Raw genomic sequence first — 14764 nt, forward strand, 5'->3', positions numbered from 1 at the left:
ACCCAACTCAGCCCGGAGCAGTGACGATGCCGTTGGTGATCGCATAGGCGACCGCCTCCAGCCGGGAGTGCGCGTCGAACTTGGACAGCACCGAGTGGATGTGGGTCCGCACCGTCGTCCGGGAGATGCCCAGCTCGACGGCCATCGCGTCGGTCGTGGTGCCGTGGACCAGCAACTCGAGCACCTGGCGCTCGCGCCGGGTCAGGTAGCCGGCCAGGAACCGGGCGTGCGCCCGATCCGGGTCGGCGTCCAGGCCGAGCGCGTCGCGCAGCAGCCGGTCGTCGCAGAACAGCTCGCCACCGGCCACCCGTCCGATCGCCCGGACCACCTCGTCGATGCTCCGGTCCTTGGACGCGATCCCGCTCGCCCCGGCCGCCATCGCGTCCCGGAGCACCTCCGGCCCGGTCCGCGCGGTCAGCACGAACACCCGGACGCCGGGCGCCGCCTCCCGCAGCTTGCGGGTGAAGTCGATGCCGTCCGCGTCCGGGAACCCGAGGTCCATCACGCACAGGTCGACCGGGTCGCCGGTCAGCAGTTGCACCGCCTGGCGCGGATCCTGCAGTACGCCGGTCACGTCGTACCCATGGCCGCGCAGGACCGCGGCGAGCGCTTCGGCGAACACCCGGTGGTCGTCGCAGATCGTCACCCGGACCGGCGCGCCGGTCGTGGTCGGCACCGGATCAGTTGAGGTGGGCAACGGGGAACGTGACCGTGACCCGGGCCCCGCCAAGGTCCGCGGTGCCGACCTCGACGCGGCCCCCGGCGGCCGCCACCAGCGTCCGCACGATGGTCAGCCCGCGCGAGGCCAGCCCCGGCGGACCGAGGCCGAACCCGGGACCGGAGTCCGCCACCACCACGGCCAGACCGTTGTCGACGGCAACTGCCGAGAGCTCGACCACGCCGTTGTCGCCGGCGGCCCGGATCGCGTTCTCCAGCAGGTTGCGCAGCACCCGGCGCAGCGAGATCCGTTCGATCCCGATCCGCAGCGCGGGCAGCTGACCGGACACCCGCAGCTCGGTCCGGGTGGTCGGCGCGACCGTCCGCACCAGCTCGGTCAACGCGGCCGGCACGAACGCCGGCTCGGCCGCCTCGTCCTGGACCCGCTGGTCGGCCCGCAACTGCCGCAGCAGCCCGGACACCTGCTCGGCCTCCGCCTCGATCAGCATCAGCATCGCCCGGCGCGACGTCTCGTCGGACGCCTCGAGGGCCGCCGCGGTCAACGCCCTGACCGTCGCCATCTCGTGGGTCAGGTCGTGCCAGATGTCCGCTGGTTGTCGGGTGGCCGGTCGTTGCGCGACCGGAACCACCGTGATTCCGCCCAGATCGCCTGGTCGGTGCACGTACAGGCCAGAACTCACCGTCTTCCCCCCATGTCGTCGCACACCCCGGTACGGCACGCACAGCACGCGCCGTCCCCGCCCGAGTTGGGACTGACTTGTTGTCGAACGCCTCACTGGTGAGACCCCGTTGATCCCCGCCTTCAGGCTTGGAGTCCGGAGCGTCAGCAGGCCGAACTTCAGATTGCCAACAGAACACAGCCTGCCGTCAATCATGTGTCGACCCGCATCTCTCACCCCAGCTAACGCGCTTGGTTGCCAGGAGTTACGGCTGCCTTTCCGCAGTTCACCGACCGGTCACCGCCGGTACGCCGGCCCGCCGCCCGACCGCCGCGGCCTGCACCGCCGTCCGCGCCCCGAGCTTGCCCAGGATCCGCTGGACGTGGGTCCGCCCGGTGCTCTCGGCGATCCCGAGTTGCTCGGCCAGCGCCCGCCGGTCCAGCCCACCGATCAGGCAGCCGAGCACCGTGCGCTCGCGCTCGGTCAGGGTGTTCACCAGCCGCCGTGCGTCGTCCGAGCTCTCCCCCACCGACCGCGCCGGACCGGAGAGCACCGCGGCGCTCACCCACATCCCACCGGTCCCCACAGCCCGTACGGCGGCCTCCACATCGGTCACCGGGTCGGAAGCCGCGACCCAGCCGTGCGCACCGGCTCGCAGGGCCTGCAGCACCGGAGCGGGGTCGGCCGCGTCGGCCATCACCAGCACCCTGGTCCGCGGTGCGACATCACCGACCATGCGGACGATCGCTGCGGCACCGACGCCCAGGTCGGCCGGCTCCACGACCGCCACCGCCGGCTCGTGATCGGCAACGACCCGCAGCAACGCCTCCAGGTCGGCGACACTGCCGAGACTTCGCAGCCCGCGCCGGGCGCCGAGGTGCAGTGCCACGGTCTCTCCGATCACCCGGACCCGGTGGCAGACGACCACGCTCAGCACGGTTGCCGGTCCACCCCGAGATCGAGCGGCTTGCGCATCGAGCTCATCCGGAGCTTGCGGGCCTCGGCGCAGAACTCCTCCGGCGCCAGGTCGTACTCGACGTGCAGAACCGCCTTGCCTGCTTGCAGAAACGGCCGCAGCTGCTCGCACTCGTCGTACCGCATGCACTCCTCGTTGACCGCGAAGTCGAAGTCGGGCTGCAGCGCCGCCACCTGGTCGAGGTCGTTCTTCAGGCCGACCGGCAGGCCGCGTTCGTGTGCGAGCGCCGCGATCCGCCGGTTGAAGGTCAGCTGGTCGCCGGCGCTCAGCGGGAACCCGGTGTCGTTGCGGTAGCCGTCGACGTTGTCCGGCTCGATCGCGTCGAAGCCCTTCGCCTTGCACTGGTCGAAACGGGCCGCCAGCAACGGCTTCAGCTCGTCCCACTGCCGGATGTCGAGCCAGCGCTCGTCAGGCCAGCCGTCCATCGGCTTGCCGAGCACGGCAGCCGGGAACTGCGCCTGGTCCGGGCGGAAGTCCTCGTACGAGCCGACACTGACGTAGCAGATCACCCGCCGGCCCTTGCTGTGCAGCTCGGCGACCTGCTCGGCGGACGTCTTCTCACCGTCGACGTCGTACACGGGAACGTCGACGGTGAGGTCGAGCGTGCCGGAGAGCTGCCACTGCCAAGCGGTTCCCTGCTCAGGGACCCACCCGCTTCCGCTCCTCGGCTGCGTGGACGCAGTGTCGACAGGTGGAGGCACGGCAGCCGAGTCGGCACATCCCGCCAGCACCAGTAGCAACGCACCGATGGCCAGCCGTCTCAACACCGCACCAGCTCCGACGGCAACCTGTCCCACGGATGCGGCGCCGGCCGGTCCGTCACGAACACCAACTCAGCGCCCAGGTCACGCGCCCGCTCCTCCACCCGCTCCAGCTCCTCCACCGGTACGCCGTGCACCAGGTGCCAGCGCCGCGCTGTTGTCACCGGCGGCTCGACCCGGCCGTGCGCGGCCGCGTCGTCCTCGAAGACACAGGTGATGTCGAACAACCCGAACAACTCCGCGCACGGCTCCACTCCCGGATTCGCCACCAACGTCCGTACGCCGGCCCGCCGGGCGACCATCGCGAGGATCCGGTTCTGGCCGAGCCCTTCGAGTCCCGACGCGACCTGGTCGTACATGATCTCGTCGACGCCGTACAGCGTGCGCCAGGACTCCACGTCGGCAGCGACGTGCGCGGCGCCCCGGCGGCCGTAGTCGACGTCCACGTAGCCGAGCAGCCGGATCCCGTGAGCGCGCAGCATGGCAAGCGCCTGCGGGTAGTACGGATCGCCGGGTTGTCCGGGACCGTCCGCCACGTTGACGACGGCGAACTCCACCCGGTCACCGAGCGCCGCCAGGCGCCGCCACTGCTCCGGGTCCTCGGCGGGGTGCACGTACCAGGGAACGGCGAGCCGTGTCATCGATGCACCTCCACCCGAGTCAGTCGCTGCCAGGCGAGCACCGACAGCGTCGTCGCCAGCGAACCACAGATCGCCAGGTATCCCACTGCCAGGACAAACGGCTGATCCATCACGAAGTAACGGCAGGCAGCCAGGACGACGCCCGCGCCGGTCACGAGAACGACCGGCACGACCTGCCGGTGCGCGACCAGGAGCAAGGCGGCCAGAAACGCCCAGCCGAGCAGCACCGTGGCGCCGAACCGCAGCGCGATTACGGTCGTCAGGTCGCTGCTCAGCGTGAGCAGCGCGGTCAGTCCCACCAGGACGAGCAGGTAGCCGGCACTGCAGCGCAGCAACGCGCGGCGGATCAGCTGACCGAACGCAGCTGCCGAGGTGGTCGTCTGCAACACCAGACCCGCTTGGCTCCGGTAGCGCTCCAACTGCCACTCGGCGACCACCACGCCACCCACCAGCGGCAGCAGAGTGAGACTCAGCCCAGGAGTGGGCGCGACCAGACCGTCCACGAGGCCCAAAGTGAGCAGCAAAGCCAGGCAGGCGCCGTACGCGGCATACAAGCGGCTGTCGGACAGCACCGTACGCCGGACGGCGCGGCCGGGCCTGCGCCCGCCGCGGCACATCACCAGCGCAGCAGTCACCGTCGCGACGACGGAGACGCCGATCCCGCCGAGCACCACCGGCCGCGGTGGCCAGGCGGAGAGCATGTCCGGCACAGCGACGAGCAGTCCGGGCAGCAGGGCCGCCAGCATCACTCCAGGTCGCCGCAGGACGACCCCGACGGTCGAGGCGAGCACGTAGGCGATCTGGCTGACCGCGACCGCCAGCACGTACCCGGCCGCGGGCAGTTGCCACCAGACGAGTCCTGCTCCGACCAGCGCGGGGACCAGTGCCACGACCGCCAGATCACGCATCAATCGGCGGGCCTCGGGCAACGACCCCGCGCTGGTCAGGGCATAACCGGCGTACGCGACGCCTTGGCTCGCAGCCCAGCCGTACGCCACCGCTGCCAGCAGCAGCACGACTTCCAGCTGAGCGGTCCGGCCACCCATCGCAGAACCCGTGAGCAACGCCGGCAGGACGAACACCAGCCCGCGCTGCAGAGTCGGGATGACAGCCACCCGAGCAGCCCGTACGGCGTGGGTGTGGCCGACCGCCTGCATCCGCAGTGACGGCAGCAGCTCCGCACCGAGGGCGAAGACGTCAGGACGCCCGTAGCGTTCCGATGCCGTCCGGTCGCTGATCCCACTGGCTTCCAGCGCGGCCGCGACCTCGTAGGCGTCGACCGGCGGCGCCGAACCGGGCCGCTCGACCAGTTCGGCCGCCAGCTGGTGACGATGCCCGGGCAGCAGGACGCAGTCGGCGCTCATGCGGGCAGCTCCAGTTCAGCTCCGACTGTGGCCTGGTAGAGCATCCGGTAGGTGTCGATCGACCTGTCCAGAGTGAAGGTGGCCAGCGCCCGCTCCCGCGCGGCCTGCCCGATCCGCTGCCGCAACTCCGCGTCCCGCAGGTACACCAGGCACGCCTCGGCGAACGCCGACGGATCCCTGGGCGGTACGACGGCGCCCGCGTCGGCCACCGCTTCCGCCGTACCGCCGACGTCGGTGGAGACCGTGGCCCGGCCGCACATCATCGCCTCGATCACGGTGTAGGGCATCCCTTCGGAAATGCTCGACAGAGCCACCACGTGGCCGGCCTCGAACGCGATCCGCGACGACGGCACCGGGCCCTCCAGCACCAGCCCGTCCAGCACTCCGAGCCGGTCGGCCAGCGCCAGGCACCGCTGTTCGTACTCCTCGTTGCCCTCCGGCGTCGGGCCGAACAGCCGCAGCCTCGTCTCCGGCAGCTGCTCGCGGACCAGGGCGAACGCGGCCACCAGGGTCTCCAGGTCCTTCAGCGGATCGACCCGGCCCACCCAGCTGATCGTCGGCACCCCGGGCTCGTCCTCGATCGCGATGTACCGCTCCGGCTCCACCCCGTTGTAGATCGGCACGACAGCTGCCGGATCAGCACCGAGCCGGTGCTCCCACCGTGCGTTGAACCTGGCCACCGGCACCACGAAGTCCGCCGACCGATAGCCGAGCTCCGCGAGCTGCCGGAGGAAGCCGAGCACGATCGTCTTCACCCCGGCCGGGTAGCTCAGTTCGCGGAAGGCCAGGTAGCGCTCCCGCAGGTAGACCCCGTGCTCGGACATCACCAGCGGCGTGCCGCGTCGCCACTTCTCAGCCAGGCCGACCAGGGTGGGCAGGCCGTTCGCCACCGCGTGGGTGAGGCCCAGCCCAGGGCCGAGGTCCACGCGCAGCGGCAGCAACGAGCGCTCGACCAGCTCGGCCGCCACGATCGCGTCGTACACGGTCAGTGGTTCGGCGGCCGGCCACAGGTCGAGCAGGTCACCGGCCAGGTCGCAGGAGCGCAGGGCCCGGTCGAAACCAGGCTCAGCGGCCAGCCGGGCCAACTCCCGCAGACCCCACTCGAAGGCGACCGGCTGGGCCAGTACCGACCCGGCCAGGACGGCCCGGGCCGCGTCTGTAACCCGGGCCTGGTGCCGGCCCCGCCGAGGCGTGGCCGCCGGACCCCAGAGCGGGAACGGCTGCACCACCTCAGCGTTGGCCGGCAGGTCCCACGTCTGCTTCTCCGTCCCGTTCGCGACCAGCGTGACCAGCCGGAACGTGTGCTCGGGCAGCCCGCGGATCAGCTTGTCGCACCACTGGCTGACTCCGCCCTTGACGTAGGGATAGGTGCCCTCGTTGATCAGCGCGACGTCCATGACCCGGTGATCTCGCCGGTCCGGAACGGGCCGATCGCCGCGGACTCGCGCAGCGTCGGCAGCTTCTTCTCCCCAGCCTTGACCGTGGTCGACGTGGCCGGAGCCTTGGCGGTGGCCGGCACCGGGTAGCCCGCACCGGACGGCAGCCCGAGCTTCAGCGTGCCCAGCCAGCCCACCTGCTGGTATGCCGACCGCTCGCCCGCGTACGCCGTACCGAAGGCGCCGGCGGGCAGTCCGAGCAGGCCCAGCACCTTCGTGCCCTCCGGCGTGGTGATCGGGACGGACACCGGGCTGCCTGCGTTGTTCTGCACCGTCACGGTCGTGCCGACGACGTACGCCGTGATGCTGTTCTGGTAGGTCTTCCAGCGCGACGCACGCTGCATCACGTCCGACGACTCCTTCATCGTCGGGTGCAGCAGCGGGCTGTTCGAGGCGTACGCGGCGGAGAAGCGGTCGATCACGCCGTCCAGGACCGGGTAGAGGATGCGGTCCTCGGCCAGGTTCGACTGGTGCGCGTAGTGCGGGCGCGGGTCGTTGCCGAGCACATGCCGCAGCGCGATCCGGACCTCGATCGGCACGATGTAGTCGCGGAACCCCGTCACCGTGCTCTGCGGCGCGATGCAGGTGGTGGTGGCCGGGTTGTCCTCGCAAATGCCGCTGCCGCCGTTGGCCCGGCTGGTGTAGATCCAGTTGTACTCGTCCATCTCCTCGGCCTCGGTGGCCACGTTGTAGAAGATGTTCATCGGGTACCGCGGCACGGTCAGCGCGCTGCCGATCGTGCGCTGCTCCTTCTCCCGGGATGCGTCCGAGGCGATGTACTTGATGCCGCGCTCGGTCAGCGCCGGGCCCAGGTTCGGGTTGTCGACCACCATCTGCGGCAGCGTCTTCAGCCCGGAGTGCTCGCCGGTGACCAGCTCGGTCCGGTCGATCTTCACGCCGTTCGCGGTGGCCCAGTCGGTGTTCTTCTTGATCTCGGTGGAGATCGTCGCCTTCGACGCGTACTGGATCGTGCCCGTGCTGTTGGTCGCGCACTGCCACGGCAGCGCGCTGAAGTCCTGCACACAACCCAGGTACGGGTGCGACCAGGTGTGGTTCAGCCAGCGGAACGACGCCTTGTCGGCTGTGAACTTCGCGGCCAGCTGCGGCGCGGTCGCCACCCCGTCACCGTTGTAGGTGACGTCGAGCGGCATGCCGGTCCGGGCCTGCCAGGCCTTCAGGTAGTCGACGTCCGCGGTGTTCATCAGGATCGGCGGCGTGTAGGGCTGCACGTTCGGGTCGAGCTGGACGTTGCAGTTGTCGCCCGGCGTGCAGTCGCCGTCCTTGCTCCAGCGCAGGTCCTCGAGGAACACGTCGTCGATGTGCGCGGAGAAGTAGTTGCGCTCGTAGCCCAGGTGGATGCCCCGGGTCATCCAGCTGATGATGCCGTGCGCCAGGTACTGGAACTGCTCCTGGTACTCGTTGTAGACGAAGGTCAGGACGAGCTCCTCACGCCCGTCGTGGCTGTAGACCCCCATCAGCGAACCGGTCTGCCCGGTGCCGGGGATCGGGGCGCCGACCAGCGTGGTGAAGTTCGCACCGGCCAGTGGGGTGGCCAGGTAGCCGTAGCTCTCGGAGTAGCTCTTGTCCGCGTCCTCGAAGCCGACCGGACCGTCCAGGTAGCGCAGGTCGGCCGCGCGCCCCTGTGGGGTCGCCGTGGCGGTGACGCCGTCCAGCGTGCCGATGTAGCCCGGGGCTGCGGCGTAGTTGAGGCCGACGCCGGGGTGCGCCCAGGTAGAGGCGTTCACCTGGCGGATCGCGAAGGTGCGCTCGAAGGTCTGCAGCGCGGTCAGCTCGGCCGCGGTCAGGTTCGCCGGCGCCTCGTTCGGCAGCACGACGGCCTGGTACTTGGCCCGCGGCGTCGTGCCGACCTTGTCGGACAGGAACGCGGCGGTGACGGCCGGCCGCGACCCGCTGTTCAGGTCGACCTCGGTGTACGGGACCCCTTCGGCGTCCAGCTCACTCGCGATCGCCTCGACCGGGGAGCTGCCGTCGTTGACCACCAGGACCTTCAGGTCGATCCGGGGCGTCACCGCGGCGCGGGCGCTGGGCAGGGGCGTCAGCAGCCCGGCCGCCAGAACGGCCAGCGCCGCGGCCCACGCTCCGCGTCGTACGGATGGGCGGACTGTTCTCACTTCGAGCTCCTTCGGACGGGTCGCCACGGCTCAGGCAGGCTGCGGCACGATCAGCGTGGCGGTCCGGCGGCCGGAGCGGATCGGGCCGGTGGTGGAGTCCCGTCTCCACCATCTGCAGTACGCCGGCCACCGCAGAACGCCGGGACCGGCCTGGTCCGCGTGCACGTTCTGCCCGGGACCGCGCGGAACCAGGCTGGAGCCATGACCTCGACCTGGCTGATCACCGGCGGTGCCGGGTACATCGGCGCGCATGTCGTCCACGCCCTGACCCGAGCCGGCCGCCGTACGGTGGTCGTCGACGACCTGAGCACGGGCTCGGCCGGGCGGCTGCCCGCCGGCGTCCCGCTGGAGACCTGTTCGGTGCTGGACACCGCGGCGCTGGCCGAGGTGATGACCCGGTACGCCGTGACCGGCGTGATCCACCTGGCGGCGAAGAAGGCCGTCGGCGAGTCGGTCGACCGGCCGCTGTTCTACTACGACCAGAACGTCCGCGGCACCGCCAGCCTGCTCGAGGCGATGCGCGCCGCCGCGGTCCGCCGCCTGGTGTTCTCCTCCAGCGCCGCGGTGTACGGCGTACCGCCGACCGGGCCGGTCACCGAGTCAACGCCGACCGCACCGATCAACCCGTACGGCACCACCAAGCTGGTCTGCGAGTGGCTGATCCGGGACGCGGCGGCCGCGCAGGAGCTGTCCTGGCTGAGCCTGCGCTACTTCAACGTGTGCGGCGCGGGCACTCCGTCACTGGGCGACCCTGGCGTGGCCAACCTGCTCCAGCTGACCCTGCGGGCGCTGACGGTAGGGCAGCGGCCGAAGGTGTTCGGCACGGATCACCCGACACCCGACGGCACCTGCATCCGCGACTACCTGCACGTCGCGGACCTGGCCGACGCGCACGTCGCCGCGGTGGACGCATTGCTCGGCGGGTCCACGGTGGCCGAGCACTACAACGTGGGGACCGGTCAGGGCGCCAGCGTGCTCGACGTACTCCACACTGCGCGGGAGATCACCGGGCTGCACCAGCCGTACGAGGTGGTCGCGCGCCGGCCGATCGACCCGCCCGAGGTGGTCGCCGATCCGGCCCGCATCGCCGCCGAGCTGGGCTGGAAGGCGCAGCACGACCTGCCGGCGATGATCGCCTCTGCCTGGGCAGCGTGGCCCACCCCGGTCGCCGCGACCGCGTGAGAGCTACGGCTTCTGGTGGAAAGTGTGCCGGCGGATCCAGGCGTGCATGGCGATGGCCGCGGCGGCGCTGGCGTTGATCGAGCGGGTTGAGCCGTACTGCGCGATGTTGAGTACGTCGGTGCAGATCTCGTGCGCGGCTTCGGTCAGACCGGGGCCCTCCTGGCCGAAGAGCAGGACGCACGCCTCGGGCAGTTCGTAGGTCTCCAGCGGGACCGAGCCCGGCAGGTTGTCGATGCCGATCACCGGGAGGCTGTGCTGTTCGGCGTACGCGGCGAGGTCGGCCAGCTGGGGGTGGTGGCGGACGTGCTGGTAGCGGTCGGTCACCATCGCGCCGCGTCGGTTCCATTTGCGGTTGCCGACGATGTGCACTTCGCGGGCCAGGAAGGCGTTCGCGGTGCGGACCACCGAGCCGATGTTCAGATCGTGCTGCCAGTTCTCGATCGCGACGTGGAACGAGTGCCGTTGGCGATCGAGGTCCTCGACGATCGCTTCCAGCCGCCAGTACCGGTACTTGTCCACCACGTTGCGGCGGTCGCCGTGCGCGAGCAGCTCCGGATCGAGCCGCGGATCGTCCGGCGGATCGCCCTGCCACGGGCCGACGCCGACCTCTGCGGGGCCGACCAGATCGGCGCCGACCAGGTCGCGGCCGATCTCAGTGGCACTGTCACGATTCGCCGGTTGCACAGGTCGGGACGCTACCCTGTCCCGGTGCTCTTACAGATGGCGATGCTGATGCCGAACTGGATGGACCCCGAATTCCTGCTGAACTGGCTGGGGGACTGGGCTCTGTGGGGCACCGCAGCGGTGATCTTCATCGAGTGTGGACTGCTGTTCCCGATCCTGCCCGGTGACTCGCTGCTGTTCGCGGTCGGGCTGTTCATCGCGCTGGGCACGATCGACGTGCCGCTCTGGCTGGCGTGCCTGGTGCTCACCGCCGCGGCGTTCCTGGGCAACGTGTCCGGTTACTACATCGGCCGCGCGCTCGGTACGACGTTGTTCAAGAACCCGGACGCCAAGTTCCTGAAGCCCAAGTACATCGACCAGACGCACGCGTTCTTCGACAAGTACGGCCCGCGCGCGCTGGTGCTGGCCCGGTTCGTGCCGATCGTGCGCACGTTCATCACGGTGACCGCGGGTGCCGGCCGGATGGACCCGCGCAAGTTCTTCTTCTGGACCGGCATCGGCGCGGTGCTGTGGGGCACCGGCGTCACCCTGCTCGGTCACCTGCTCGGCCGGATCGACTTCATCCACGCGCACCTGGAGTCGGCGCTGATCCTGCTGGTGATCATCTCGGTGATCCCGATGGTGGTCGAGTTCGTGCTGGCCAAACGCCGCGAGCGTGCCCACGACAACGGCCAGGGCCGCGACGAGCGCTACGACACCGAGGCCGAGCGCACCGCGGTGATGGAGAAGCTCAACGACTGACGCCGCGGCGTCGCCAAGGGCTCAGTGCGCGAACGGGAAGCACGGGTCCGACCAGACGAAGTCGGTGCTCAGCGTGAGCAAACCGGCCACGGCGACCTCGCCGGCCGGCAGCGGGCCGATGACCTGACCGGACCCGAGTGAGCAGGCCACCCGGATCCGGTCCACCGCCTGGTACCAGACCAGCGCCCCCCGTGGCGCCGCCCCCTCGTGCAGGAGGGCGTGGTGATCGAGCCAGTGCAACGCGTCGGCCGAGTCGTGCCAGCCGCTGTCGTGGGCGTAGCCGAACGCCATCCGCTGGAACTTGAGCGTCCACTCCTGCCAGGCCGTCGAGCCGACGCGCTCCAACTGCCAGTCCAGTGCCGACTCGGTGTCCCTCGGGTTCCCCACCCGGTCTGTCATCTGGCGCTCCACCGCACCCTCCCCCCGGCTCAATGCCCCCGTACGCCGGCCTCACGCCTAGCGATCTCAGCATCACCGGCGGGCATACAGCCGCCGTACATTGCCGGAACGGCGGGAGACTCAGCTGACGGCGAGATCGGCGCCCAGCTCGGTCAGGTGCGCCCGGGCCTCGGCCACCCGCGCGTCGTTGCCGATCTGCTGCCAGGCCCGGATCGCGCGGCTCAGGTAGCGCCGGGCGAAGTCCACGTTGCCGGTGGTCACGTGCAGCCGGCCCAGGTCGTACGCCGCCTGACCCTCGACGCTGCGGTCGCCGAGCCGGTGGCCGATCTCGATCGCGTCCAGCAGCATCTTCCGGGCCGCCGCGTCGTCACCGACCGCGACCAGCGCCTGTCCCAGTTCCGCCCGCGCGTACGCCGCGCAGTGGTCGTCACCGATCTTGCTGAAGATCGCCAGCGACGCCTGCAGCTGGCGGACCGCCTGCTCCGGTCGGCCCTGCCGGATCCGCAGCGACGCGATCCGCCGCCGGACCTTGGCCTCCCGGTGCCGGTCGCCTCGGCGTACGCCGAGCAGGAACGCCTCGGCCAGGTAGCGCCCGGCCGTCACCATGTCGTCGCGGGACAACCAGATCGACGCGGCCGCGCTGCGGGCGACCGCCTCGCCGTTGGTGTCGCCGACCTCGACGAAGGCCTCGACAGCCTTCTCGTACTGCGGCAGCGCCTCGTCCGGGCGGCCGCGTTCGCGCAGCCAGGTCCCGACGCCGACCGCGGCGATTCCCTCCCCGTGCCGGTCCCCGACCTCGGCGAACAGTTCGGCGGCGCTGGTCAGGTGGTGCCAGGCCGCGTCCCAGTCGTCCTGGTAGAGCGCGAGCTGACCGAGGTTGCGGTGCAAGATCGCGGCGCCACGGCGATCCCCGCAGGCGACCGCGCTGACCAGACCGGGCTGGTGCGACTCGTTCCAGTCGTCGAAGCCGGCGCGCATGTCCAGGTACGGGCCCCAGGCGGCGGCCAACCGCCAGGCGTGCTCGTGCAGACCGTTCTGCGCCGCTGCCCGGATCGCCGGGACGAAGCTGCTGCGCTCGCTGTCGAACCAGGCGATCGCGTCCGTGTCGGTGAACGGCTGCGGATCCGGTGACCGCAGTGGGCCTTCGTAGTCAAGGGTGCCGAAGTAGCCGAAGGGCAGCGCCGCGGCAGCCCGTCGTACCTTGGCCAGGAGGGCGTCGAGCAGGGTGGCCAGGTCCTTCAGCGCTTCGGCCTTCTGGCTCTCGTCGCCGACACCGATCGCGTGCAGCCGCAGCAGGTCGTGCACCCGGTAGCGCGCCTTGCCGGTCGGGTCGATCGAACTGATCTGCACCAGGTTGACCTCGATCAGCCGGTCCAGACTGCGCCGTACGACGGCCGGACTGGCCACCGGCTCCAGCACTCGCGCCGAGAACTCCCCGACCGCGAAGTGCCCGATCAGCCGGTAGAGCCTGGCCTCCTCCGGGCTGAGCGAGTCGTAGCTGAGGTCGGCGCTGGTCCGGACGGCCAGCTCGCCGATGCTCAGCTCGTCGAGCCGGTGGGTCTCGTCGCGGAGCCGCCGGGCCAGCTCGCTCGGGCTCAGGTCGGGCCGCTGGGCCAGTCGGCTCGCCACGATCCGGATCGCCAGCGGCAGGTTCCCGCAGGCGAGCAGAATCTCCTCCGCCGCCGGGGAGCCCCGGTCGATCCGGCCGGAGCCGGCGACGCGCAGCAACAGTTCGGTCGCCTCGCGGTCGTCGAAGGTGTCCAGCGGGATCGGGTCGGCCCCGGCCAGGTCGATCAGCCGGTTGCGGCTGGTCACCACGACTGCCGACGCCCCGGTGCCCGGCATCAGCGGCGCGACCTGCCGGGCCGAGGCCACGTCGTCCAGGATGATCAGCACCCGGCGGCTGGCCAGCTCCGACCGCAACATCGCCGACCGGCGGTCCGGATCAGCCGGTACGGCGAAGTCCGGCACGTTCAGGCTGAGCAGCAGGTCGGTGAGCGCGCCGCCGGGATCCCTCGGATCGGTGGCGCCGCGCATGTCCAGATAGATCTGCCCGTCCGGGAAGTATTCCCTGACCAGATGGCCCAGCCGAACGGCCAGCGAGCTCTTGCCTGTTCCGGGGGCTCCGGAGATCACCGCGATCGGCGGCCGGACCGGATCACGCCCGCAGACCAGGTCCCGCAGCTTCTCCAGGTACTCGTCCCGGCCGCTGAAGTCGGGCAGGTCGAGCGGCAGCTGGCTCGGTGGCCGGTGCGGCTCGGTCAGAGCGGGTGCCGCCATCGGACCGGGCGGCTCGACGGCCTCGGGCTCCGGCGTACGGACTGCGGGGATGCCCGGCTCGGGCCAGTTGGCGGTGTGGCCGTTGTGGGCGCGCGCACCGGCTGCCGCGAGCTCCGGACCGGGCTCGACACCCAGCTCGTCCGCGAGGGTCCGCACAGCTTTGCTGTACGCCGCCCGCGCTTCGCTGGTGCGACCGGCCGCCAGCAACGTGTCGACGAGCCTGCGCCACAGCTGCTCGTCGTACGGGTCCTCGGTGAGCCGTCCACTGAGCAGTACGGCGGCACCGGCGGCGTCGCCGTGCTCCAGCCGCAGGTCGAGCAGGGTGTCGACCAGACCGCGGTACTGCGCTTCCAGACGGCCGATCGAGCCTTCCCAGGCCGAGGAGATGGTGAGGTCGGCCAGCGGATGGCCACGCCACAGCGAGTACGCCCCGGACAGCACCTGCATCGCCTGGCGGGTGTCACCGGCGTCGCGCAGGTGACCGCCCTCGGCCAGCAGCGACTCGAACCTGCTGGAGTCCAGCTCGTCGACACCGACCTCGATGCTGTAGCCGGCCGCCGAGGTGTCGATCGGCGCGGGCAGCCCGGCGTCCTGCAGGGCACCGCGCAGTGCGCGCACGTAGGTGCGGATGTTGGCGGTCGCCGACCGCGGCGGGGCGTTCTCCCACAACGCGTCGGCGATCAGGTCGGTGGAGACGAACCTGTTCGGGTGCAGCAGCAGGGTGGCGAGCAGCTGGCGGGGTTTGCTGGCCCGGAGCTGCTGGCTGGGCAGGTGGGCGACACGCAGCGGACCGAGGATCTCGTACCTCAGACCGTCCACTTGGCTGCCCTC

13 protein-coding genes are annotated in these 14764 nt (G+C 70.9%); 2 read left to right on the top strand and 11 right to left on the bottom strand.

Features of this window, described 5'->3' with window-relative positions:
• Positions 1-7 precede the first annotated feature (7 nt).
• The 8 genes from ACQPXM_RS39155 to ACQPXM_RS39190 form a co-directional block, all read right to left on the bottom strand.
• Positions 8-676, bottom strand: coding sequence for a response regulator (locus tag ACQPXM_RS39155; RefSeq protein WP_432943038.1), 669 nt, complete (start codon positions 674-676; stop codon positions 8-10).
• Positions 677-680: 4 nt separating this feature from the next.
• Positions 681-1358, bottom strand: a complete 678-nt coding sequence (locus ACQPXM_RS39160) for a sensor histidine kinase (RefSeq protein ID WP_432943039.1) — start codon at positions 1356-1358, stop codon at positions 681-683.
• A gap of 265 nt (positions 1359-1623) precedes the next feature.
• A complete protein-coding gene (locus tag ACQPXM_RS39165) occupies positions 1624-2274 on the bottom strand; it encodes a LuxR C-terminal-related transcriptional regulator (RefSeq protein WP_432943040.1) in 651 nt (216 codons plus the stop codon).
• Positions 2268-3080 carry an endo alpha-1,4 polygalactosaminidase gene (locus ACQPXM_RS39170; protein ID WP_432943041.1) on the bottom strand — a complete coding sequence of 271 codons (813 nt, stop codon included), beginning with the start codon at positions 3078-3080 and terminating at the stop codon, positions 2268-2270. The genes ACQPXM_RS39165 and ACQPXM_RS39170 overlap by 7 nt, the downstream gene beginning before the upstream one ends.
• Positions 3074-3715, bottom strand: a complete 642-nt coding sequence (locus ACQPXM_RS39175; RefSeq protein ID WP_432943042.1) for a spherulation-specific family 4 protein — start codon at positions 3713-3715, stop codon at positions 3074-3076. Before ACQPXM_RS39175 ends, ACQPXM_RS39170 begins: the two co-directional genes overlap by 7 nt.
• Positions 3712-5079 carry a hypothetical protein gene (locus ACQPXM_RS39180; protein ID WP_432943043.1) on the bottom strand — a complete coding sequence of 456 codons (1368 nt, stop codon included), beginning with the start codon at positions 5077-5079 and terminating at the stop codon, positions 3712-3714. Before ACQPXM_RS39180 ends, ACQPXM_RS39175 begins: the two co-directional genes overlap by 4 nt.
• Positions 5076-6476: a GT4 family glycosyltransferase PelF gene (gene pelF, locus ACQPXM_RS39185; RefSeq protein WP_432943044.1), complete on the bottom strand. Its 1401-nt coding sequence runs from the start codon at positions 6474-6476 to the stop codon at positions 5076-5078. Before pelF ends, ACQPXM_RS39180 begins: the two co-directional genes overlap by 4 nt.
• Entirely contained in the window at positions 6461-8647 is a 2187-nt protein-coding gene (locus tag ACQPXM_RS39190) for a hypothetical protein (protein ID WP_432943045.1), read from the bottom strand. Before ACQPXM_RS39190 ends, pelF begins: the two co-directional genes overlap by 16 nt.
• 201 nt (positions 8648-8848) lie before the next feature.
• Between ACQPXM_RS39190 and galE the strand changes: the two genes are divergently transcribed.
• On the top strand, positions 8849-9829 hold the full coding sequence (gene galE, locus ACQPXM_RS39195; RefSeq protein WP_432943046.1) for a UDP-glucose 4-epimerase GalE: 981 nt from the start codon (positions 8849-8851) through the stop codon (positions 9827-9829).
• A gap of 3 nt (positions 9830-9832) precedes the next feature.
• On the opposite strand, the gene ACQPXM_RS39200 is transcribed toward galE, so the two are convergent.
• Positions 9833-10480 carry a TrmH family RNA methyltransferase gene (locus ACQPXM_RS39200; protein WP_432951174.1) on the bottom strand — a complete coding sequence of 216 codons (648 nt, stop codon included), beginning with the start codon at positions 10478-10480 and terminating at the stop codon, positions 9833-9835.
• A gap of 57 nt (positions 10481-10537) precedes the next feature.
• Between ACQPXM_RS39200 and ACQPXM_RS39205 the strand changes: the two genes are divergently transcribed.
• Positions 10538-11254 (top strand): DedA family protein, encoded by a 717-nt coding sequence (locus ACQPXM_RS39205; RefSeq protein ID WP_432943047.1) that lies wholly within the window; start codon positions 10538-10540, stop codon positions 11252-11254.
• 21 nt (positions 11255-11275) lie between these two features.
• Here ACQPXM_RS39205 and ACQPXM_RS39210 read toward each other — a convergent pair whose 3' ends face one another.
• Complete coding sequence (locus tag ACQPXM_RS39210; RefSeq protein WP_432943048.1) at positions 11276-11653, bottom strand: hypothetical protein; 378 nt, start codon at positions 11651-11653, stop codon at positions 11276-11278.
• 120 nt (positions 11654-11773) lie between these two features.
• The gene (locus ACQPXM_RS39215; RefSeq protein ID WP_432943049.1) at positions 11774-14752 is read right to left on the bottom strand and encodes an AfsR/SARP family transcriptional regulator; all 2979 of its coding nucleotides are present in this window, start codon (positions 14750-14752) and stop codon (positions 11774-11776) included.
• Positions 14753-14764 lie beyond the last annotated feature (12 nt).

The organism is Kribbella sp. CA-253562, from assembly GCF_050942265.1.
Classification (GTDB): Bacteria; Actinomycetota; Actinomycetes; order Propionibacteriales; family Kribbellaceae; genus Kribbella.